23 protein-coding genes and 4 tRNA genes are annotated in these 21,498 nt (G+C 66.9%); 13 read left to right on the top strand and 14 right to left on the bottom strand.

The genetic code is table 11. The features are described 5' to 3' along the window. Nucleotides 1-311 precede the first annotated feature (311 nt). From H4O10_RS06770 to H4O10_RS06725, 10 genes are all read right to left on the bottom strand, one after another. Nucleotides 312-388: transfer RNA gene (locus H4O10_RS06770), tRNA-Arg, on the bottom strand. A gap of 32 nt (nt 389-420) precedes the next feature. After that, a tRNA-Arg gene (locus H4O10_RS06765) sits at nt 421-497 on the bottom strand. Nucleotides 498-555: 58 nt separating this feature from the next. Continuing rightward, a tRNA-Arg gene (locus H4O10_RS06760) sits at nt 556-632 on the bottom strand. Further along, nucleotides 623-1,549: an alpha/beta fold hydrolase gene (locus H4O10_RS06755; protein WP_049396134.1), complete on the bottom strand. Its 927-nt coding sequence runs from the start codon at nt 1,547-1,549 to the stop codon at nt 623-625. Before H4O10_RS06755 ends, H4O10_RS06760 begins: the two co-directional genes overlap by 10 nt. Continuing rightward, entirely contained in the window at nt 1,546-2,355 is an 810-nt protein-coding gene (gene thiD, locus H4O10_RS06750) for a bifunctional hydroxymethylpyrimidine kinase/phosphomethylpyrimidine kinase (RefSeq protein ID WP_182680963.1), read from the bottom strand. Before thiD ends, H4O10_RS06755 begins: the two co-directional genes overlap by 4 nt. A 64-nt stretch (nt 2,356-2,419) precedes the next feature. Next, nucleotides 2,420-3,088 (bottom strand): YoaK family protein, encoded by a 669-nt coding sequence (locus H4O10_RS06745; protein WP_012479756.1) that lies wholly within the window; start codon nt 3,086-3,088, stop codon nt 2,420-2,422. A gap of 12 nt (nt 3,089-3,100) precedes the next feature. Next, on the bottom strand, nt 3,101-3,607 hold the full coding sequence (locus H4O10_RS06740; RefSeq protein ID WP_012479757.1) for a hypothetical protein: 507 nt from the start codon (nt 3,605-3,607) through the stop codon (nt 3,101-3,103). Continuing rightward, on the bottom strand, nt 3,604-5,004 hold the full coding sequence (locus H4O10_RS06735; RefSeq protein ID WP_005409049.1) for a PhoH family protein: 1,401 nt from the start codon (nt 5,002-5,004) through the stop codon (nt 3,604-3,606). Before H4O10_RS06735 ends, H4O10_RS06740 begins: the two co-directional genes overlap by 4 nt. An 84-nt stretch (nt 5,005-5,088) precedes the next feature. Further along, entirely contained in the window at nt 5,089-5,568 is a 480-nt protein-coding gene (locus tag H4O10_RS06730) for a peroxiredoxin (RefSeq protein ID WP_005412958.1), read from the bottom strand. A gap of 92 nt (nt 5,569-5,660) precedes the next feature. Then, complete coding sequence (locus H4O10_RS06725) at nt 5,661-6,221, bottom strand: glycine cleavage system protein R (protein WP_005409051.1); 561 nt, start codon at nt 6,219-6,221, stop codon at nt 5,661-5,663. 164 nt (nt 6,222-6,385) lie between these two features. Between H4O10_RS06725 and dapA the strand changes: the two genes are divergently transcribed. Both dapA and H4O10_RS06715 read left to right on the top strand, forming a co-directional pair. Next, nucleotides 6,386-7,279, top strand: a complete 894-nt coding sequence (gene dapA, locus H4O10_RS06720; protein ID WP_005409052.1) for a 4-hydroxy-tetrahydrodipicolinate synthase — start codon at nt 6,386-6,388, stop codon at nt 7,277-7,279. 32 nt (nt 7,280-7,311) lie between these two features. After that, on the top strand, nt 7,312-7,827 hold the full coding sequence (locus H4O10_RS06715; RefSeq protein ID WP_005409053.1) for a hypothetical protein: 516 nt from the start codon (nt 7,312-7,314) through the stop codon (nt 7,825-7,827). 185 nt (nt 7,828-8,012) lie between these two features. Here H4O10_RS06715 and fdxA read toward each other — a convergent pair whose 3' ends face one another. Continuing rightward, nucleotides 8,013-8,336, bottom strand: coding sequence for a ferredoxin FdxA (gene fdxA / locus H4O10_RS06710; RefSeq protein WP_005409054.1), 324 nt, complete (start codon nt 8,334-8,336; stop codon nt 8,013-8,015). A 192-nt stretch (nt 8,337-8,528) separates the two neighbouring features. Between fdxA and H4O10_RS06705 the strand changes: the two genes are divergently transcribed. Continuing rightward, nucleotides 8,529-9,953 (top strand): sugar porter family MFS transporter, encoded by a 1,425-nt coding sequence (locus tag H4O10_RS06705; RefSeq protein ID WP_012479760.1) that lies wholly within the window; start codon nt 8,529-8,531, stop codon nt 9,951-9,953. A 324-nt stretch (nt 9,954-10,277) separates the two neighbouring features. Here H4O10_RS06705 and H4O10_RS06700 read toward each other — a convergent pair. Beyond that, nucleotides 10,278-10,352: transfer RNA gene (locus H4O10_RS06700), tRNA-Glu, on the bottom strand. A gap of 52 nt (nt 10,353-10,404) precedes the next feature. Here H4O10_RS06700 and pcnB point away from each other — a divergent pair. The 7 genes from pcnB to pgi all read left to right on the top strand — a co-directional run bounded on the left by pcnB (nt 10,405) and on the right by pgi (nt 16,502). Further along, nucleotides 10,405-11,784: a polynucleotide adenylyltransferase PcnB gene (pcnB, locus tag H4O10_RS06695; RefSeq protein ID WP_049396135.1), complete on the top strand. Its 1,380-nt coding sequence runs from the start codon at nt 10,405-10,407 to the stop codon at nt 11,782-11,784. A gap of 3 nt (nt 11,785-11,787) precedes the next feature. Further along, nucleotides 11,788-12,273, top strand: coding sequence for a 2-amino-4-hydroxy-6-hydroxymethyldihydropteridine diphosphokinase (folK, locus tag H4O10_RS06690; RefSeq protein ID WP_012479761.1), 486 nt, complete (start codon nt 11,788-11,790; stop codon nt 12,271-12,273). A gap of 34 nt (nt 12,274-12,307) precedes the next feature. After that, the gene (gene panB, locus H4O10_RS06685) at nt 12,308-13,123 is read left to right on the top strand and encodes a 3-methyl-2-oxobutanoate hydroxymethyltransferase (protein WP_033833063.1); all 816 of its coding nucleotides are present in this window, start codon (nt 12,308-12,310) and stop codon (nt 13,121-13,123) included. Then, nucleotides 13,120-13,959, top strand: coding sequence for a pantoate--beta-alanine ligase (gene panC / locus H4O10_RS06680; protein WP_012479762.1), 840 nt, complete (start codon nt 13,120-13,122; stop codon nt 13,957-13,959). The genes panB and panC overlap by 4 nt, the downstream gene beginning before the upstream one ends. A 66-nt stretch (nt 13,960-14,025) precedes the next feature. After that, nucleotides 14,026-14,523 (top strand): hypothetical protein, encoded by a 498-nt coding sequence (locus H4O10_RS06675; RefSeq protein WP_049396133.1) that lies wholly within the window; start codon nt 14,026-14,028, stop codon nt 14,521-14,523. An 87-nt stretch (nt 14,524-14,610) separates the two neighbouring features. After that, on the top strand, nt 14,611-14,991 hold the full coding sequence (gene panD / locus H4O10_RS06670) for an aspartate 1-decarboxylase (RefSeq protein ID WP_005409061.1): 381 nt from the start codon (nt 14,611-14,613) through the stop codon (nt 14,989-14,991). Then, a complete protein-coding gene (pgi, locus tag H4O10_RS06665; protein ID WP_049396132.1) occupies nt 14,988-16,502 on the top strand; it encodes a glucose-6-phosphate isomerase in 1,515 nt (504 codons plus the stop codon). Before panD ends, pgi begins: the two co-directional genes overlap by 4 nt. Before the next feature lie 138 nt (nt 16,503-16,640). Here the strand turns inward: pgi and H4O10_RS06660 are convergent, their stop codons facing one another. Then, nucleotides 16,641-17,204, bottom strand: a complete 564-nt coding sequence (locus H4O10_RS06660; protein ID WP_005409063.1) for a response regulator transcription factor — start codon at nt 17,202-17,204, stop codon at nt 16,641-16,643. After that, nucleotides 17,201-18,427: an ATP-binding protein gene (locus H4O10_RS06655; RefSeq protein WP_005412965.1), complete on the bottom strand. Its 1,227-nt coding sequence runs from the start codon at nt 18,425-18,427 to the stop codon at nt 17,201-17,203. The genes H4O10_RS06660 and H4O10_RS06655 overlap by 4 nt, the downstream gene beginning before the upstream one ends. Nucleotides 18,428-18,541: 114 nt before the next feature. On the opposite strand from H4O10_RS06655, the gene ispG reads away from it, so the two are divergent. The 3 genes from ispG to H4O10_RS06640 all read left to right on the top strand — a co-directional run bounded on the left by ispG (nt 18,542) and on the right by H4O10_RS06640 (nt 21,385). Further along, nucleotides 18,542-19,807: a flavodoxin-dependent (E)-4-hydroxy-3-methylbut-2-enyl-diphosphate synthase gene (gene ispG / locus H4O10_RS06650; protein ID WP_005409065.1), complete on the top strand. Its 1,266-nt coding sequence runs from the start codon at nt 18,542-18,544 to the stop codon at nt 19,805-19,807. Then, entirely contained in the window at nt 19,788-20,537 is a 750-nt protein-coding gene (locus H4O10_RS06645; RefSeq protein WP_005409066.1) for a phosphatase PAP2 family protein, read from the top strand. Before ispG ends, H4O10_RS06645 begins: the two co-directional genes overlap by 20 nt. Before the next feature lie 200 nt (nt 20,538-20,737). Then, nucleotides 20,738-21,385, top strand: a complete 648-nt coding sequence (locus H4O10_RS06640) for a response regulator (protein WP_099596224.1) — start codon at nt 20,738-20,740, stop codon at nt 21,383-21,385. The last annotated feature ends 113 nt before the right edge of the window (nt 21,386-21,498 follow it).

Below are 21,498 nucleotides of genomic sequence, written 5' to 3'. Positions count from 1 at the left end.
GGGCTGGTCCCTGCCTAAGGCCAGCCAGGGCGCAAGACCAAAGGCTGCCGGCCAGCGGCCGGCACTACCGTGCCCGTCTCATGGAGGGGCCAAGTCCCTCCATCAACACAGTTGCTACATGGACGTACTTGCGGCGTTCCCGCACTCCGACACCGCCCCGCCACCCCACGGAATGCCAGCTTTTGCCGTTGCCGTTGCCGTTGCCGTTGAGGTTGCCGGCCAGCGGCCGGCACTACCAGGGTGCAGGGCACAGCCCTGCCGAAAAACACGCATAAAAAAACAGCAGGCCGAGGCCTGCTGTTTCGGTGTAATGGTGCGCCCGGAGAGATTCGAACTCCCGACCGCCTGGTTCGTAGCCAGGTACTCTATCCAACTGAGCTACGGGCGCCAATTACATGAACTTGTTGTGCTGACTGTGTATGGTGCGCCCGGAGAGATTCGAACTCCCGACCGCCTGGTTCGTAGCCAGGTACTCTATCCAACTGAGCTACGGGCGCGCGGTACACAATCAAATTTTACTGCATTTCCAGCGGCGGATGCTGGAAACCTGTCGAGTGGTGCGCCCGGAGAGATTCGAACTCCCGACCGCCTGGTTCGTAGCCAGGTACTCTATCCAACTGAGCTACGGGCGCCCTGCGACAGGAGCGGAATTATGCGGATGTCGGCGCGTACCGTCAACAGTTTTGTGAAAATTTTCATCCAACTGAATGAAAAAGCTGTCAGCCACGGCATCAGGGGCCTTCAGCCACGCGAAATGATCGGCGCGCGTGCCCAGTTCCTGCGCGGACAGCACGCGCAGCTGCGCGTCCACATTCGGCAGCTTCGCCAGCAGCGTCTGCATCGATCCGGTGGGGGCCAACCAGTCGTGCTCCATCAGCACCGCCTGTGCGCTGCCATGCACACGCGCCATCTGCGCATCGAGGTCTTCGTCCATGCTGACGGCGGCGTAATGGTTGTTCAGGCCGACGCGCGCCCAGTCGGCGATCAGCCCGCGCGCTTCGGTGCCACCGAAGCCGAGGCGACGGCCATGCAGCACGCCCTGGCGCTGTGCGATCCACGGCAGGAAGCGGTAGACCAGCGGCAGCAGCCAGCCACGCGGTGGTGGGAATCCGCGCCAGAACGGTGAGCCGCTGGCGGCCAGCCACAGCCGGTTGAAGCGCTGCGGGTTGCGGCCGGAATGCACGCAGGCCAGCTGCCCGCCCAGGCTATGGCCGCCGATGATCCAGGGCAGGGCGTCGCCTTCGTCATCCGCTGCGGCCAGGACGGCCTGGCTGGTCGGCAGATCCTGTTCGAGTACCTCGCGATAGCCCCAGTCCTGCGTGCGCGATGGGCGCAGCGAACTGCTGCCGTTGCCGCGCCACTCGTGCAGGTACACCGCCACGCCCTTCGCCGCCAGCGCCAAAGCCAGTGGCAGGTAGTGGCGCGCCGCCACGCCCAGTGCCGGCAGCCACAGCAGGCGTGCGATGGGCTGTGCGGGCACGCAGGCGATCACCTCGAAGCGATGGCCATCAGCGCACTGCACGGCAAGGATGTCGGGTGTGAGGCTCATGCGTGTGGTGCCGCGCCGAAGTGATCCAGCACCAGCACCTCGCCGCGGCCGGGGGCATAGCCCTGCTGCAGGCCGCGTGCAACGTAGTCGATACCGGCTTCGCAGGCATTGGCCAGGCTCAAGCCGTTGCACAACTGCGCGGCGATGGCCGAGGCCAGCGTGCAGCCGGTGCCATGAGCATCGAGGGGCAGGCGTGCGTGGATGAATTCTTCGCTGCTGACGCCGTCGAAGTAGCGATCGATCACGCGATTGCCCTCATGCAGGTGGCCACCCTTGAGCAGCACTGCGCCGGCACCGAGGTCGAGCAGGGCCGAGGCGGCCTGTTCTGCGTCTTCGCCGTTGCTGATCTTCCGGCCGACCAGCAGTTCTGCTTCCGGCGTATTGGGGGTGATCAGCGTGGCCAGCGGGATCAGGCGTTCACGCATGGCCTGCAATGTGCTGTCTTCCAGCAGGCGTGCCCCACTGGTGGCGACCATCACCGGGTCCAGTACCACGTGTGGCGGGCGATGGCGCTCCAATGCATCGGCGACGGCATTGATCACCTCGGCGTTGGCCAGCATCCCCAGCTTCACCGCGTGGATGTCGAAGTCGTCGAAGCAGGCATCCAGCTGCGCGCGCAGGAACTCGACGGGTGGCACGTGCACGGCGATGACGCCGCGGGTGTTCTGCGCGGTCAGTGCCGCAATCGCGGAAAGGCCATGCACGCGGTGTGCGGCGAAGGCCTTGAGGTCAGCCTGGATGCCGGCGCCACCGCCGGAGTCGGAGCCGGCGATGGTGAGGGCGGAAACGGGAGTGGTCGGGCTCATCGGTTGATTGTGCCGTGGTCCCGCAGGGGAAGGTAGATCCACGCCATGCGTGGATGTCCTTGATTCAATGCCGCCAACGCGCCCACTGCTGGTACAGCACATAACCCAGCCCGGTCAGGCCAGTCAGCAGGGCGGGGGCGAGCAGGGCGTCGTACTGCCAGCGCATGAACAGCCAGGCGCCGAGGATGCCGCCGGCGAGGAAGCCGCTGATGATCAGGCCGCTGAGGGTCAGCCGTCGTACCTGCAGCGGCAGCCCACGCAGCAGGTGGCCGAGGCCGATGCCGAGGTCGGTGAACATGCCGCTGAGGTGGGTGGTGCGCACCACTGCGCCACTGAAGGTGGTGGCCATCGCGTTCTGCAGGCCGCAGGCCATGGCGGCGGCCAGTGCGCCCCAGATCTGATGTTGTTCGAACAGTGGAATGGCCACCAGCAGCAGCGCCGATTCCAGTGCCAGCGCCACGCCATAGCGCCGGCCCAGCTGCAGGGCGCTGTCCTGGATCAGCAGGCCGCTGAGCATCGCACCCAGCGAGAACGCGATCAGCAGCCCCCACAGGTGCCCGACGGCGCGCCAGTCCCCCTGCGCCAGCGCCATGCCCAACTGGCTGGTACTGCCGGTCATGTGGCTGACCGCTTGGTGCTCGAAACCGAGGAAGCCGACCACGTTGACCATGCCGGCCACGCACGAGAGCGCGACCGCGCCGATCCAGACCCAGGTGGGCAGGCGTATTCCCATCGGCGGGGCCCCTCAGGGCCCGCCGAAGCCGCCGTTGAACTGCAGCTCGCTGAAGGTGTTGCTGGCCGGGTCGAACACCGCGCCCCAGAACTGCGTGCCGCCGTCACAGACGCGGATCGCTTCGCGTGCCGGATTGATGCCGCTGTCGTCGGGCAGGTGGAAGGCGTTGACGTAGATCAGCCGCTTGCCGGCGCTTTCGATGCCGACGTACTGGCGGTCGAAGTCCAGCACCTTCGGTACCTGTGCCTCCAGCGACGACAGCTGTGCCTCCAGCTGATCGATCTGCTGCCGGCTGGGTGCCCAGTAGCCGCTGACCCGCCCGGGCTCGCGGCCGGGGCTGGCGCGCGAGCAGGTGTCGAGCACCTGCGCGGCGATGATCGGGCGGGTGACCACCCAGGACTGCCCGGTGCGCTCGGCGGTCGGCACACTGGCCGGGCCGCGCGTGGTGGTGCAGGCACCGAGCACGGCTGCGAGGGTGATCGCAGCCGTGGGCAGCAGCAGGCGGGTGCAGCGGTTCACAACACCTCCGAAGCGTAATCGGCCAGGCGCGAGCGTTCGCCTCGGCGCAGGGTGATGTGCGCACTATGCGGCCAGTTCTTGAAACGATCCACCGCGTAGGTCAGGCCCGAGGTGGTCTCGGTCAGGTACGGGGTGTCGATCTGCTCAACGTTGCCCAGGCAGACGATCTTGGTGCCGGGGCCGGCACGGGTGATCAGCGTCTTCATCTGCTTCGGGGTGAGGTTCTGCGCCTCGTCCAGGATCAGGTAGCGCGACAGGAAGGTACGGCCGCGCATGAAGTTCATCGAGCGGATCTTGATGCGGCTGGCCAGCAGGTCGTTGGTGGCCTGGCGACCCCAGGTGCCGCCTTCCTGGTTGTGCGTGAGCACTTCCAGGTTGTCGGTCAGCGCGCCCATCCACGGCGTCATCTTCTCCTCCTCGGTACCCGGCAGGAAACCGATGTCCTCGCCGACGCTGACCGTGGCGCGGGTCATGATGATCTCGCGGTAGCGCTGCTGGTCCATCGTCTGCGCCAGGCCGGCAGCCAGCGCCAGCAGGGTCTTGCCGGTGCCGGCGGTGCCCAGCAGCGTGACGAAGTCGATCTCCGGGTCCATCAGTGCATTGAGCGCGAAGTTCTGCTCGCGGTTGCGCGCGCTGATACCCCAGACGGCGTGGCTGCCGTGGCGGAAATCATCGACCAGCGACAGCACTACCTTGCCGTCGCCGACCACGCGGCTGACGCGCAGTTCGACTTCGTCTTCGCCGGGCAGGTAGACGTACTGGTTCGGGTACCACTCCTCGCCGTCCTGCGCCTGGATTTCGTAATGGCTGCGGCCCTTGTCGCTCCAGCTGCGCAGGTCGTCGCCGTGGCGCTTCCAGAAGTCTTCCGGCAGCTCGGTGGCGCCGGTGTAGAGGAGGCTGAAATCGTCCAGCGCGCGGTCGTTTTCGTAGTCCTCGGACACGATGCCGGCGATGGCGGCCTTGATCCGCAGGTTGATGTCCTTGGAAACGAACACCACCGGCAGGTCCGGCGTTTCTTCCTTCAGCGCCAGGATCGCGCCAAGGATGGCATTGTCGGGAATGACCTTGCCAAAGCTCTTGCCCGCGTCGAAGTGGCTGGTCTGGAAGCGCAGCTTGCCGGCGCTCTGCTTGCCGCGCAGCTGCAGGCCGTTGGGGCGCTGCAGCGGAATGCCGTCGGCCAGGTTGTCCAGGCCGGATTCCTGCACCAGCTCGTTGAGGAAGCGGCTCACCTGGCGGGCGTTGCGGCTCGCTTCGGAGGTGCCCTTCTTGCCGTTGTCCAGCTCCTCGATCACCTGCATGGGCAGGTAGATGTCGTGCTCCTCGAATTTGAACAGCGCGGTCGGATCGTGCATCAGCACGTTTGTATCCAGCACGTAGATGCGCTTGCCTCGGGTCATCGTCGATTCCTGGTTACGGACAGGGAAAAACCACCACGGCCTGCTGCGGGGCAGGGTGATGGCAGACACAGTAGGCAGTGGGACTCACTTGGACTGGGAGGCCTTCAGTTCGGCGAGAACGGCATCGGCATGGCCGGCAACCTTGACCTTGCGCCAGGACTGCACGATGCGGCTGTCGGGGGAAATCAGGAAGGTGCTGCGTTCGATGCCACGTACCTGCTTGCCGTACATGTTCTTCATCTTGATCACGTCGAAGGCGCTGCACAGCGCTTCGTCGCCATCGCTGACCAGCGGGAAGTTGAAGCCCTGCCTGGCACAGAAGTTGTCGTGCGACTTCACCGAGTCGCGAGAGACGCCGAGCACGACCGCGCCGGCCTTCTTGAACTTCGGCAGCAGGGCGTTGAAGTCGATGCCTTCGGTGGTGCAGCCGGGAGTGCTGTCCTTGGGGTAGAAGTACAGCACCAGCCACTGGCCGGCATAGTCGCCGAGAGTGGCCTGGTCGCCACCGGACAGCGCCAGCGGCAGGGAAAGGGTGGTGCTGTCCAGGGTATCGCCGTTGTTCATGAGGTCCTTCTGTCGAGCCTGGGTTGTTTCTACGACAATTGCATGAAACGCCACGCGCCCGTGAGAGGCGCGCGAAAAATCCGCACTCCCAATCAGAATTTCATCGGGTCCATGATCGCGTCCAGGTTCAGGTGGTCGCAGAACTCAAGGAAATCGTCGCGCAGCGCGGCGATGTGCATGTTGGCCGGTACGCCGATGGTGACCTGTGCACTGAACATCTCCGCACCGGTCTGCATGGCGCGGTAGCGCGTGCTCTGCAGGTTCTCGATGGTGATGCCCTGGCGGTCGAAGAAATCGGCCAGCTGGAACAGGATGCCCGGCTTGTCGGCGGCGATCACTTCGACAATGTACGGCAGCAGGTTGGACTGCGCTTGCTTGGCCGCGGTGCGGTACCAGACCAGCTTCAGGCCTTCCTCGCGCTCCAGCCGGGTCAGCATCGCCTCCAGCTTGGCCACCGAGTCCCAGGAGCCGGTGGCCAGGGCGGTGACCGACACATCGCGGCCGACCGTGGCCAGGCGTGCGTCCACCAGATTGCAGCCGCTGTCGGCGATGCGGCGGGTGACGGACAGCAGGGGGGACTCCGGATGCGTCGTATAGGCGTTGATCAGGAGGTGGTTTTCGCTCGGCGCGGGGCGCGGGGTGGTGTCGGTCAAGGCGATTCCGGGTAATGCATGCGTTAGTCTGAATGCCCGCCAGAGGCGGGGATCCACCGGTGTCCAGCATACTTGCCCGTGCTTTCGCGCCGCAAGTAACATTCAGGTCGCCCCCGGCCTTTCGTGGCGGGCGTTTTCCCTTTCCAGCCAAGAGCAGCACGTCCTTGTCCCTTTCCGGCCTCATCACCGCGCTGGCGACCCCGTTCCGGGCCGACGGCGCCCTCGATCCCGACGGTTGGCAGCGCCTGCTGCACCTGCAACTGGAAGGTGGCGTCCATGGCGTTGTCGTTGCCGGCTCGACCGGCGAAGCGGCAACCCTCACCGATGCCGAGTACGACCTGCTGCTGGCCAGCGCGGTCGAACGCATTGGCGGCCGCATCCCGGTCATGGCCGGCACCGGCCTGTCCGGTACCGCCAAAACCATCGAACAGACCCGTCGTGCGGCCGCGCTTGGCGCCAGCCATGCACTGGTGGTCACCCCGCCTTACGTGAGGCCGACCCAGGCCGGCCTGATTGCCCATTATCGTGCGGTCGCCGACCAGGGCGGGTTGCCGGTCGTGCTGTACAACGTGCCCGGCCGTACCGGTTGCGACATGCAGCCGGAGACCGTGGCCGAACTGGCCAGCCACCCCAACATCGTCGGCATCAAGGAGGCGGTGGGCGACACCGGCCGGGTGCAGGCGCTGCTCGCACTGCGCAGCCCGCAGTTCGCCGTGCTCAGCGGCGACGACGGTACGGCCGCGCGTTCGATCCGGGCCGGTATCGACGGCCTGATCTCGGTCGGCTCCAACGTGCTGCCCGGCGCCTACCGCCGCATGTGCGAGCTGGCCGCCGCCCATGACCACGAAGCCACCGAGTCCTGGGATGCGCGCCTGCAGCCGTTCCATGATTTCTGCGGTGTTGAACCGAACCCGATTCCGGTCAAGGCGCTGCTGCGCCGTATCGGCATCGGCCATGACCTGCGCCTGCCGCTGCTGCCGCTGTCGGCGCCGCACCACGCGGCCGCCGACCATCTTGCCGGCGACATCGCCGCCCTTGAAGCCCTTTCCAGCCACTGACCTTTCGTCTTGGTCTGACCCAGGAGATTCACATGCGTCAATCCGTTTCCACTGTCCGCGTGCTGTCCTACGCCCTGCTTGCGGTGGCCGTTGCCGCCGGCACCACCGGCTGCTTCAAGCGTGGCGTCAAGGGCGACTATGCCCTGGCCCCGGAAATGCGTCCGCTGGAAGTGCCGCCGGACCTCAACCTGCCGGCCACCACCGGTGACAACAAGGTGCCGGCGCTGGTGTCGGCCACCAAGCCGGCAGCACCGGCGGCCGCGGCTCCGGCCGTTGGCAATACCGGTTTCACCATTGCTGGTGGCAAGGATGAAGCCTTCGCCAAGGTCGGTACCGCGCTGGAAGGCGTGGAGGGCGTGACCATCGCCAGCCGCGCCCAGTTGCTCGGCTCGTATGACGTGGCCTACGAAGGCAGCAACTTCCTGGTCCGCGTGGTCGCCGTCGATGCCGGCGCCTACATCTCCGCGGTCGACCCGCGTGGCCTGCCGGCCACCGCCGAAGCGCCGGTGAAGCTGATCGCCGCGCTGAAGGCGAAGCTGGCCCAGTAAGGGCTGCCTCTGGTAGAGACTGACCTTGGTCGGTGCTTCTGTGCCAACCAAGGTTGGCACCTACCGGATCGCAAGGTTGGCATGCCGTATCGCGAGGTTGGCATACCGGTTCTGCGGTTGGCGTTCACCGGAAAACAGAAAAGGGCGCCCGTGGGCGCCCTTTTCGTTGCCGCCGTGGGCGCTTCTCAGCGCTCCAGCAGCTTCAGCTTGTCCGGCTTGCCATCCCATTCGCCGGCGTCGGCGGGCGGGTCCTTGCGCACGGTCAGCACCGGCCACTCCTTCGCCAGCTCGGCGTTGAGGGCGACGAAGCCTTCCTGGCCGGCGGGGACATCGTCCTCCGGGAAGATCGCATTGACCGGGCACTCCGGCTCGCAGAGGGTGCAGTCGATGCACTCATCCGGGTCGATCACCAGGAAGTTCGGGCCTTCGTGGAAGCAATCCACGGGGCACACTTCCACGCAATCGGTGTGTTTGCACTTGATGCAGTTTTCGGTGACGACAAAGGGCATGGGCTGGGGGTGGATCGATTCTTGAACCCGCCAATTCTAGAACAGGTTGGCCCCCGGTGTCGGCGCGGGGCGGAAATCGGGCGTCTGGCAGGCGCGGCCGTGGCAGTCATTGGCGGCAGGGCGGGGCCTGTGCGACGCTGCGGGTCAGCCGGCTGCGTCGGGTGGCCGGCCCCCTTCCCAGCAGGATCGTCAATGTCGCCAGCCAAGCCCAGCATCGCACCCCATGGCGGTGAGAACACTGCATTCATCGTCCTGATCAGCTGCGTGGCCACGCTCGGTGGATTCCTGTTCGGCTTCGACAGTGGTGTCATCAATGGCACGGTCGATGGCCTGCGCCAGGCCTTCAACTCCAGCGAGGCGGCGCTCGGTTTCGAAGTCGCCTCGATGCTGCTGGGCTGCGCGATCGGTGCGTTCCTGGCCGGCTGGCTGGGCGACCGCCTGGGACGCCGCGGCGTCCTGATCGTGTCGGCGCTGATGTTCCTGGTTTCGGCGCTGGGCGCCGGCGCAGCCCACGCCTCGTGGCTGTTCATCGCGGCCCGCGTGCTGGGCGGCTTTGCAGTAGGGGCGGCCAGCGTGATGTCGCCGGCCTACATCGCCGAGGTGGCCTCGGCGCGCTATCGCGGGCGCCTGGCCACAGTGCAGCAGATGGCGATCATCTGCGGCCTGTTCGCGGCGTTCCTCAGCAACTACCTGCTGGCCCGCGCCGCCGGGGCGTCGACCGAGCCGTTGTGGCTGGGTCGTGAGGCCTGGCGCTGGATGTTCTGGATGCAGGCGCTGCCGTCGGGGCTGTTCCTGCTGTTGTTGCTGGTGATTCCGGAAAGCCCGCGCTTCCTGGTCCTGAAGGGGCGCCAGCAGCAGGCGAGGGCGGTGCTCGCGCGGCTGTACGGTGATACCGCGGCGGCGGCCAAGCAGGCCGAGATCGAAACCAGCCTGGCCCAGGACCAGCACAAGCCGCGCTTCGGCGACCTGCGCAACAAGGCCACCGGCAAGCTGCGGCCGATCCTGTGGGTGGGTATTGGCCTGGCCATGTTCCAGCAGCTGGTCGGCATCAACGTGGTGTTCTACTACGGCGCAGTGCTGTGGCAGGCGGTCGGCTTTTCGGAAAGCGACGCGCTGTTGATCAACGTGCTGTCCGGTGGGCTGAGCATCGGTGCCTGCCTGCTGACGGTGCTGTTGATCGACCGCATCGGGCGCAAGCCGCTGCTGTGGATCGGCTCGGTCGGCATGTCGGTGGCGCTGGTGCTGATGGTGGTCGCGTTCGCCAGTGGCAGCCTGGCCGACGGTCGACTGCAGTTGTCCGACGGCATGGGCCGGCTGGCGCTGGTCGCGGCCAACGTCTACGTGGTGTTCTTCAACATGTCCTGGGGCCCGGTGATGTGGGTGATGCTGGGCGAGATGTTCCCCAACCAGATCCGCGGCCCGGCGTTGGCTGTTGCCGGTGCGGCGCAGTGGACGTCGAATTTCGCGATCACCGTGACCTTCCCGATGCTGCTGGCCGGCATCGGCCTGGCCGGCGCCTATGGCATCTACGCGGTCGCGGCGATCCTCTCGATCGTCTTCGTGGTCCGCTACGTACGCGAGACCAAGGGCAAGGAGCTGGAGCAGATGGAAGGCTGACGGCGACTGGCTTCGGTTGCGTTCCGTTGGCGCCTGCTTGTCCAGAGTGTGAGAGGGCGGCCTGCCCCCTCCTGACAGTTCATGGTGCGTGCGGATGCGGCGAAGCGCTGGCCGGTTGTTGCCGCAGCTCGCGGGAAACCGTCCAGAGCCGGTGGGGTCACCCAGGGCAGGACCGTTGGCGCCATGGATGGCGCCATTGAGCCCCCATGGATGGGTTTACGGCGTGTCCTGCCCTGGGTGACCCCACCGGCTCAAGCCGATTGCAGGCCCGGAAAACAGAAAAGCCCGCACAAGGCGGGCTTTTTCGGTTCCTGCTGCGGCGACTGGCGCTCCCTAGGGGACTCGAACCCCTGTTTTAGCCTTGAGAGGGCCACGTCCTAACCACTAGACGAAGGGAGCGTAACTGTGTCGCTGCCGAGGCAGGAGCGCTAGTATATGCACCTCGATGCCATTGGGCAATCCCGAAACTTCAACCGGAAGCGCCAACATCATTTCCTCTGCTACATCACCGTTCAGCCTGCGCGTCATCCCGCGCGACCAGCACACGATCTCCCGCAAGGACATCAGCCCGAACGCCCTGCGCGTGCTTTATCGCCTGCGCGATGCCGGCTTCGGCGCCTACCTTGTCGGCGGCGCGGTGCGCGACCTGCTGGTCAATGGCCAACCCAAGGATTTCGACGTGGCCACCGACGCCACGCCCGAACAGGTCAAGCAGCTGTTCCGCAACTGCCGCCTGATCGGCCGCCGTTTCCGCCTCGCCCACGTTGTGTTCGGCCGCGAGATCATCGAAGTCGCCACCTTCCGCGCCAACAGCGATGACGGCAGTGGCGACCGCGAGATGGAAAACGGCATGCTTGTACGCGACAACGTGTACGGCACCATCGAAGACGACGCCGTCCGCCGCGACTTCACCTGCAACGCCCTGTACTACGCCATCGAGGACTTCTCGGTGCGTGACTACACCGGTGGCTTCGAAGACGTGCAGGCGCGCCTGATGAAACTCATCGGCGACCCGGTACAGCGCTACCAGGAAGACCCGGTGCGCATGCTGCGCGCCGTGCGCCTGGCGGCCAAGCTCGGCTTCCAGATCGAAGAGGGCACCGCCGCGCCGATCCCGCAGCTGGCTGGCCTGCTCAACGAAGCCGCGCCGGCACGCCTGTTCGAGGAAGTGCTGAAGCTGTTCCTGTCCGGGCACGGCGTGGCCAGCTTCGAAGGCCTGGAGCGCTACGGTCTGCTCGACGTGCTGTTCCCGGAAAGCGCCAGGGCGTTGAAGTCCAACCGCACCGGCGCGCTGCGCCGCATGCTGGTAGAGGGCCTGGCCAATACCGATGCCCGCGTGGCCAACGACGAGCCGGTCTCGCCGGCGTTCCTGTTCGCGCTGCTGCTGTGGCCGGCGTTCTGCCGCGCCCAGGCGACCCTGCTCAAGCAGGGCGTGGCGCCGGAAGAGGCGCAGCGTCGTGCCGCCGACCGCGTCACCGTGCAGCAGCTGAGCACCATCGCGCTGCCGCGCCGCTTCTCGCTGCCGATGCAGGAAATCTGGCTGCTGCAGTCGCGTTTCAGCTCGCGCCAGCGCAAGCGCGTGTTCCGCACGCTCACCCATGCGCGCTTCCGCGCCGCGTTCGACTTCCTCAGCCTGCGCCAGGTGGCCTCGGCCGAGCACGCTGCCGATGTTGAATTCTGGCGCGACGCACAGGCGCAGTCGGGCCGCGAGCTGGAATCGTCGCTGGACGCGATGCACAGCGAAGAGGGCGATGACGAGAACGGAGCACCGCGCAAGCGTCGCCGTCGTCGCCGCCGCCCGGGGGCCTCGGCCGGTGCAGCTGGCGAATAAGCAATGACGCCAGCGTGGATCGGCCTCGGCGCCAACCTCGGCGATGCGGCCACGACTGTCGGCGCGGCGATCACTGCGCTGGACGGCCTGCCCGGGACCCGCGTGCTGCAGGCCTCGCGCCTGTACGCAACGCCGGCCTGGGGCAATGAAGACCAGCCACCGTTCGTCAACGCGGTGGCCGCGGTCGAAACGTCACTGGCAGCCGATGAACTGCTGCAGGCGATGCTGGCGCTGGAGCAGGGCTTTGGCCGCGTGCGTGATGCGGCGGTGCACTGGGGGCCGCGCGCGCTGGACCTGGACCTGCTGCTGTATGGCGCGCAGGTGCTCGACCAGCCCGGCCTGCAGGTGCCACACCCCTACATGCACGAGCGTGCCTTCGTGCTGGTGCCGCTGGCCGAAATCGCGCCGGATCTGGCCATCCCCGGCCATGGCCGCGTGCGGGATGCAGTGATGCGGGTGGATGCCTGCGGGATCGCGCCGATAGGGTGATAATGCCCGGGTTATCTCCCCCGGTTATCAGCACATGAGCACCCACGCAGACAGCAAGCCCTGGACCGTTCCCGCCCTGGCCGAGGCCAAGCGCAATGGCCAGAAGCTGGTCATGTTGACCGCCTACGACGCTGGCTTTGCCCGCACCTTCGATGCCAATGGTGTCGACCTGATCCTGATCGGCGATTCGCTGGGCATGGTCGTGCAGGGCCATGATTCGACCCTGCCGGTGACCGTGGCCGACATGGTCTACCACACCCGCGCCGTGGCCCGTGTGCTGCAGCGCGCGCTGCTGGTGGCCGACCTGCCGTTCGGTGCCGATGCCACTCCGGAGCGCGCGCTGGATGCTTCGCTGCAGCTGCTGCAGGCCGGTGCCGAGATGGTCAAGATCGAAGGTGCCGGCTTCAAGGTCGACATCATCCGCTACCTGGTTGAGCGTGAGATTCCGGTCTGTGCGCATCTGGGCCTGACCCCACAGTCGGTGCTGCGCCTGGGCGGCTTCAAGATCCAGGGCCGCGGCGATGCCGCGCGCCAGCTGGTGGAAGATGCCAGGGCCGTGGCCGCTGCCGGCGCCAGCATCATGGTGCTTGAGTGCGTGCCGACCCCGGTTGCCGCCGAGGTGACCGCTGCGGTGGAGGTGCCGACCATCGGCATCGGTGCCGGCCCGCAGTGCGACGGCCAGGTGCTGGTGCTGCACGATTTCCTCGGCCTGGACAGTGGCCATCGCCGCCCCAAGTTCGTCAAGGATTTCCTTGCCGAAGGCGGTTCGGTGGCCGGTGCCACCCGCGCCTATGCCGACGCCGTGCGCGACGGCAGCTTCCCCGACGAACAGCACGCTTACGCCCAATGATCCAGACCTTCAACGAGCTCGGCGCACTGCGCGAGCAGATCGCCCAGTGGAAGCGTGAGGGCCTGCGCGTGGCGCTGGTGCCGACCATGGGCAACCTGCACGGTGGCCACCATTCGCTGGTGACCCTGGCCCGCCAGTACGCCGACAAGGTGGTGGCGAGCATCTTCGTCAACCCGACCCAGTTCGGGCCGAACGAGGATTTCAGTCGCTATCCGCGTACGCCCGAGGCCGATGTGGCCGGGCTTGAGCAGGTCGGCTGCGATGCGGTGTGGCTGCCCAGCGTCGAGGCCATGTACCCGCTGGGCGTGGACAAGACCACGCAGATGCACGCGCCCGGCGTGAGCGAGGTGCTGGAAGGTGCCAGCCGCCCGGGCCACTTCGATGGCGTCTGCACGGTGGTGGCGCGCCTGTTCCTGCAGGTGCAGCCGGACGTGGCCGTGTTCGGCCGCAAGGACTACCAGCAGCTGGCGGTGATCCGGCAGATGGTGGCTGAGCTGTCGTTCCCGATCCAGATCGTCGGCGCGGACATCGTGCGCGACGAGGATGGCCTGGCCAAGAGTTCGCGCAACCAGTACCTGAGCGCCGAACAGCGCCCGGTCGCGACCACCATCCACCGCACCCTGCTGGGCATGCGCGAAGGCTACGTGGCCGGGCAGGCGCGTGATCGCATCGAGGCCGACGCCACGGCGGCATTGCAGGCGGCCGGTTTCCAGGTCGACTATGCGGTGCTGCGCACCCCGGAGCTGGCCGAGCCGACGTTCGATGGCGGTGGCCGCGTAGCGCTGATCGCCGCGCGCCTGGGCTCCACCCGCCTGATCGACAACCTGGAGTTCTGAGCCGCATGCGGCCCGGGGGCGCCCACAATGGGCGCCTCGCACCTTCCCATGGACGGGAGAACGGCAATGAAGACGCCCTCCACTGACGCTGGTCGGCTTGCCCGGGCCTCTATCCTGGCCGTGTTGGCGGCAGGCATGCTGCCGGCCCAACTGTTTGGCGGCCTGTTGTTCGCATTTGAATTCAGGCGCACGCCGATGCCCGCGCTCACCGGCGGTGGACTGATGTTCGGGCTGGGCGTCTGCAGCGCCATCGCGGTGTTCCTGCCGATGGCGCTGCTCCCGCGATCTCGGCGGCTCCTGCGCCGGCCCCGCTTCGTGCTTGCAGGGGCTGCTCTGGGCGCGCTGGCCATGGCCAGCCATGAATGGCCGGGCGCGATCCATGGGCCGCTGCTGCAGCGCCTGCGCTATGTCGATACATTCGATGTGATCAGCTATGGGCTGACGGTGTTGGCTGCAGGGGGCCTGGGCCTGGCCTCCGGGCTGGCCTTCCATACGGTGTTCAGGCTGTCACTGCAGGGCGGTGCCGTCCATGCCACGGCGCCGCCGCCGGGCGAGGGCGCCTGAACGGCCTTCAGCGTCCTGCCGCAGGCCCCTGACGACGGCCAAGCGGGTGCTAGAATCCGCTCTTTCCTTTGCCGTTGCAGCGCCCCCATGCACCTGTCCCTGCTCAAGACCAAGATCCACCGCGCCACCGTCACCCATTCCGAGCTGAACTACGAAGGCTCGATCGCCATCGATGACAACCTGCTGGCTGCCACCGGCATCCGCGAGTTCGAGCAGGTGCACATCTGGGACGTGACCAACGGTGCGCGCTTCTCGACCTATGCCATCCGCGCCGAAGCCGGCAGCGGCGTTGTCTCGCTCAACGGTGGCGCCGCGCGCCACGTGCAGGTCGGTGACATCATCATCATTGCCGCGTTCGCCAGCATGACCGAGCAGGAAGCCGACAGCTTCAAGCCGAAGCTGGTGTACGTTGATGGCAAGAACCAGATCACCCACACCAACGACACGATCCCGACCCAGGCCGCATGACAACGAACAACGGATTCGACTCGCTGCATTCCCACGCCCAGCGCCTGAAGGGCGCAAGCATCTCCGGCCTGCTCGCCGCCGAACCCGGCCGCGTGCAGGACCTGGCGCTGCGGGTCGGTCCGTTGTACGTCAGCTTCGCCCGGCAGAAATACGATGCCGCGGCGTTGCAGGCATTGCTGGCGCTGGCTGCCGACCGTGATGTCGGTGGTGCCATCACCCGCCTGTTCCGTGGCGAGCAGGTCAACCTGACCGAAGGTCGCGCCGCGCTGCACACCGCACTGCGCGGCGACGTGGTCGATGCGCCGGTGGCGGCCGAGGCCTATGCCACCGCGCGCGAGATCCGCCAGCGCATGGGCGTGCTGGTGCGCGCGCTGGAAGACAGTGGCGTAACCGATGTAGTCAGTGTCGGCATCGGTGGTTCCGACCTTGGCCCGCGCCTGGTCGCCGACGCGCTGCGTCCGGTCAGCGGTGCGCGCCTGCGCGTGCATTTCGTATCGAACGTGGACGGCGCGGCCATGCAGCGTACGCTGGCCACGCTGGATCCGGCCAAGACCGCCGGCATCCTGATCTCCAAGACCTTCGGCACCCAGGAAACCCTGCTCAACGGCCAGATCCTGCACGACTGGCTGGGTGGCAGCGATCGCCTGTACGCGGTCAGCGCCAATCCGGAACGTGCCGCCAAGGCCTTTGCCATCGCCGCCGATCGTGTGCTGCCGATGTGGGATTGGGTCGGCGGCCGCTATTCGCTGTGGTCTGCGGTCGGTTTCCCGATCGCGCTGGCGATCGGCTTCGAGCGCTTTGAACAGCTGCTGGAAGGTGCTGCGCAGATGGATGCGCATGCGCTGGATGCACCGCTGGAGCGCAACCTGCCGGTGCTGCACGGCCTGACCGACATCTGGAACCGCAACCTGCTGGGCCATGCCACGCATGCGGTGATGACCTACGACCAGCGCCTGGCGCTGTTGCCGGCCTACCTGCAGCAGCTGGTGATGGAAAGCCTGGGCAAGCGTGTGCAGCGTGATGGCCAGCCGGTCACCACCGATACCGTGCCGGTGTGGTGGGGAGGCGCGGGCACCGATGTGCAGCACAGCTTCTTCCAGGCACTGCACCAGGGCACCAGCATCGTTCCGGCCGACTTCATCGGCTGCGTGCACAACGACGATCCCTACACGATCAATCATCAGGCCCTGCTGGCCAATCTGCTGGCGCAGACCGAAGCACTGGCCAATGGCCAGGGCAGCGACGACCCGCACCGTGATTACCCGGGCGGCCGCCCGAGCACGCTGATCCTGCTCGAGGCGCTGACCCCGCAGGCGCTGGGTGCGCTGATCGCCATGTACGAACACGCCGTGTACGTGCAGTCGGTGATCTGGAACATCAACGCCTTCGACCAGTTCGGTGTCGAACTGGGCAAGCAGCTGGCCAGCGGCCTGCTGCCGGCGCTGCAGGGCGAGGATGTGGCCGTTGCCGACCCGATGACCCGCGAGATCCTTGCGCAGCTGAAGCGCTGAGGCTCTGGTGGTGCCGGCCGCTGGCCGGCAACCTCATGAACGATTGAAGCATCACCTGGATGCCGGCCAGCGGCCGGCACTACCGGAGCGGACGGGTTGCCGGCCAGCGGCCGGCACTACCATGAAGGGCGTGGTGCCTCAGCGGCTCGGGTCGCGTTCCGGGCTGGGCCGCTTGGCCAGCTTGCGCTGCAGCGAGCGCCGGTGCATGCCGAGCAGGCGCGCGGCTGCCGACACGTTGCCGCCGGTCTCGTGCATCGCCTGCTGGATGTGTTCCCACTGCAGGCGGCTGATCGGTGTCATCGCGTCGGGCACTTCCATTTCGCCATCGTCGGCCGGGCCGTCATCCTCCTCGCCCAAAGCGCGAAGGATCATCGGTACCGTGGCTGGCTTGGGCAGGTAATCGTCCGCACCGAGCTTGATCGCTTCCACCGCGGTGGCGATGCTGGCGTAGCCGGTCACCAGCAGGATGCGCATGTCCGCGCGCAGCGCACGCAGCGGCTGGATCAGCGCCAGGCCGGAATCGCTGCCCAGCTTCAGGTCGATCAGGGCGAACGCGGGTGGGTGCTGGCGGGCCAGTGCCAGCGCACTGGCGGCATCCTGCGCGGTCTGCGTTTCAAGTCCCTTGCGGGCCAGGCTGCGCTGCAGGGTGCGCAGGTACAGTTCGTCGTCGTCGACCAGCAGGCCGAGGGTTGAGGCGCTCATGGGGTTTCCTCGCGTGGGGCCAGCGGCAGGCGGAAGCCGACGCGGCTGCCGGCCCCCTGGGCCGGGCGCATCCACATCTCGCCGTCGAGGCGTTCGATCGTGGCATGGGACAGGGCCAGGCCGACCCCCATGCCTTCACTCTTGCTGCTGCCGAACAGCTTGCCCGGCAGCACCGCGGCGCGCGCGTTGAAGCCGTGGCCGTAGTCGCGTACTTCGCCGATCAGATCGTCGCCTTCGATGCGCAGGTCCAGGTCCACGCGCGGCCGGCCGGCCTGTTCGCCGGCATCGGCGGCATTGTTGAGCAGGACCATCAGCAGGTGGCCCACGCCCGGGTCGAGCGGCAGCCGCAGCGGCGCATCGTCGTTGCGGTGCAGGTCGATGGTCGGTCGCACCAGGCGCCATTGCTCCAGCACCTGCTGCGCGCTGGAATGGCTGCGTCCGGGCGCATCGGCCGAGGCCGGTGCGGCCAGCGCCAGCACGCGCTCGCGGCACTGCACCAGCAGCTCGCGCAGGGTTTCCATGTCCTCGCGCACTTCCGGCTCTTCACTGCGTTCGGCCACGTCGTCGGCGAGCAGGGTCATGGTTGCCAGCGGCGTGTTCAGTTCATGCGCCACCGAGGCGGCATGGGTGGCCAGGGCGACGATGCCCTCGTTGCGGGCGAAGCGTTCGCGCAGGGCCGAGAGTTCCAGTTCGCGCTGGCGCAGCGCCAGCGCCAGGCGGGTGGAGAAGGCCAGCACGACCGCCGCGGAAATCAGGAAATTGGCGACCACGCCCCAGCGGTTGAGGTCCTGCGCGCGGAAATAGCCGTCCGGCAGGGGCTGGCCGAAGATGCCGCTGGCGGCGTAGCCGAGCAGGCAGGCCAGTGCCACCGCCAGCGCCCAGCGCAGGGGCAGGGCGAACGCGGCCAGTGCGATCAGGATCAGGAACAGCGAGCTGAACGGATTGGCCATGCCACCGCTCCAGCCGACCATCCAGGTCAGGATGATCACGTCCACCAGGATGTGGCCGAATGCAGTCAGCGGTGCGGTGTCGGCCGCTTCCGGGCGCAGCTGGGTATAGATGTTGAACAGGGCCAGCACCGCCACGCCGGCCCACAGCGGCAGCTGCGGCAACGGCAGCCCCAGCACCCAGGTGGCGACCAGGATGGTGGCGGCCTGGCCGCCTACTGCAAGCCAGCGCAGGCTGCACAGGGTTCGGAGAAACGGGGCGTCGGGACCGGTCATTCACGCTCATCGTATGCGTTCGCGCGTGACCGTGCCTGCGACAATCGGCCGCAGCCGTGCCGCCGGCTGAATGCGAGTCACCCCGAATGCAGGGCCGGGCGGTAGAATGCGCCCATGCACGACGCCGTCACCCGCCCGACTCCGCCCTCCGATGCCACTGCCTGGCCGCGCCGCCAGACCCATGCCGTCCAGATCGGCGGAGTCACCGTGGGCGGAGGCAAGCCGGTGGTGGTGCAGTCGATGACCAACACCGACACCTCCGACGTCGCCTCCAGCGTGAAGCAGGTGGCCGAGTTGTGGCGTGCCGGTTCGGAGATGGTGCGGCTGACCGTCAATACCGTGGAAGCCGCTGCGGCGATCCCGCGCATTGTCGACAAGCTGGCGATGATGGGCATCGACGTGCCGCTGATCGGCGATTTCCACTACAACGGCCACCAGCTGCTGACCGCCGAACCGGCATGTGCCGAAGCACTGGCCAAGTACCGCATCAACCCGGGCAACGTCGGCTTCGGCAAGAAGAAGGATCTGCAGTTCGCCCAGCTGATCGAATTCGCCATCCGTTACAACAAGCCGGTGCGCATCGGCGCCAACTGGGGCTCGCTGGACCAGGCCCTGGCGGCGAAGCTGATGGACGAGAACAACCTGCGCGAACAGCCCTGGGACGCCGGCCGCGTGCTGCGCGAGGCGCTGATCCGCTCGGCGCTGGATTCGGCCGAGCAGGCGGTGGAGCTGGGCCTGCCGCGCGATCGCATCGTGCTGTCGGCCAAGGTCAGTGGCGTGCAGGAGCTGATCGCGGTGTACCGCGACCTGGCGCAGCGCTCCGACTTCGCCCTGCACCTGGGCCTGACCGAGGCCGGTATCGGCAGCAAGGGCATCGTGGCATCGTCCGCGGCGCTGGGCGTGCTGCTGCAGGAAGGCATCGGTGACACCATCCGCATCTCGCTGACCCCGGAGCCGGGCCAGTCGCGCACGCAGGAAGTGATCGTCGCCCAGGAACTGCTGCAGACCACCGGCCAGCGTGCCTTCACGCCGCTGGTCACGGCCTGCCCGGGCTGCGGCCGTACCACCTCCGAGTTCTTCCAGGAACTGGCCAAGGTGGTGCAGAACCACGTGCGCGAGAAGATGCCGCTGTGGAAGATCCACCACCCGGGGGCGGAGAACATGACCCTGGCGGTGATGGGCTGCATCGTCAACGGGCCGGGCGAATCGCGTCACGCCAACATCGGCATCTCGCTGCCGGGCACGGGTGAGACGCCTGCGGCGCCGGTGTTCGTCGATGGTGAGAAGAAGGTGACCCTGCGTGGCGACAACATCGCCCAGGAGTTCGTCGCCCTGATCGACGATTACGTCGAACACACGTATGTCCGAAGCGCCGGATAAGCCTGCGATCCTCGCCGCACCGGAGTCCGCCTCCGGCTTCCGCCACTGGATGGCGCGCAACGCCTGGCGCCTGGTCCTGTTGTTCGGTGGCGTGCTGCTGCCGTTGGCAGGCTTTGTTGCCCTGGCGGACGAAGTGCACGAGTTTGAATCGTTCCATTTCGACGCGCCCCTGCTGTGGCAGATGCATGGCCTGCATTCGCCGTGGCTGGACCGCTTCTTCGTGCTCATCTCGAAACTGGGCTACGAGTGGTTCCTGATCCCGGCCGACGTGCTGATCATTGGCGTGCTGCTGGGCTACCGGCGCTGGCGCGAGGCGACCTTCGTCGCGGTCAGCTTCGTAGGGTCGGCGCTGCTGAACATGGGCAGCAAGCAGTTCTTCCAGCGGCAGCGCCCCAGCCTGTGGGAATCGATCGCGCCGGAATCGACGTTCAGCTTCCCCAGCGGGCATGCGATGGGTTCGATGACCCTTGCCGTGACCTTGGTACTGCTCGCCTGGAACACCCGTTGGCGCTGGCCGGTACTGATGCTGGCACCCGCGTTCAGCCTGCTGGTAAGCGTGTCGCGGGTCTATCTGGGGGTGCATTACCCCTCCGACATCCTGGCCGGATGGTGTGCCGCGCTGGTTTGGGTGGTAGGGTGCTATCTGGTCATGTTCAGTCGCCGGCACCCTTGGCGACGTCACGGCCCGCCGCCAGCGAAGGCCAGCGAAGCACCAACACAGGGGGTTTGACGTGGATGGCCCTTGAGGGACGTCTACGTGATAGATCAGTTGTTTCGTTGCAGCAGGTTCTGCAAGACAGGGGGCAAGCACAACGCGCGGTACTGTGATGCGCAAGGCAGATCGCCGATGCCGCATTCCGGACGCGCTTGCAGGGCATCGGCACCCTGCCTAGCTTGACCTGCAATGGCCGCATTCGAAGAGGTACATGAATGACGATTCGAGTCTACCTGGTGGATGACCACGCGCTGGTCCGCACCGGTATGAAGATGATTCTGTCGGGGGAAACCGACATCGAGGTGGTGGGCGAAGCCGAGACCGGCGAAGACGCGCTGCGTGAAGTCCGCCAGCTGCTGCCGGATGTGGTGCTGTGCGACCTGCACCTGCCGGGCGTGAGCGGCATGGAAGTGACCGAGCGCATCGTCCGCAGCCACCGCAATACCCGCGTGGTGATCGTGTCGGTACTGGAAGACGGCCCGCTGCCCAAGCGCCTGCTCGAAGCCGGTGCGGCCGGTTACATCGGCAAGGGCTGCGATGCGCAGGAACTGCTGCGTGCGGTGCGTGATGTGGCGGCCGGTCGTCGCTACCTGGGCACCAGCATCGCGCAGAATCTGGCGCTGTCGACAGTGGAAGGCAATGGTTCGCCGTTCGACAACCTGTCGCCGCGCGAGCTTGAGGTGGCCCTGTTGCTGACCCAGGGCCTGCGCCAGGAAGACATCGCGCGGCGCCTGAGCCTGAGTGCGAAGACGGTGAACACGCACAAGGTGCGGTTGTTCGAGAAGATGGGGATCCACGACAACATCGCGCTGGCGCGGATGGCCAGCCAGTACGGGTTGGTGGATCCGGCACGGCCGCTGTAAGGGGTTCGGCCAACGGCTGAGCCCCTCGCGGTGTGCGGCAGGATTCGTGGGGTTGGCCCTGCGGAGGGATTGCGCAGGGGACGCCGTGAATCCATCCCTGGAGGCTCGGGCGC

The organism is Stenotrophomonas sp. I18B00994 (assembly GCF_014145825.1).
GTDB classification, from domain to species: Bacteria; Pseudomonadota; Gammaproteobacteria; order Xanthomonadales; family Xanthomonadaceae; genus Stenotrophomonas; species Stenotrophomonas maltophilia.
Note: the sequence above shows the minus strand (reverse complement) of the source record. Positions and strands in the feature narration are given on the sequence as shown.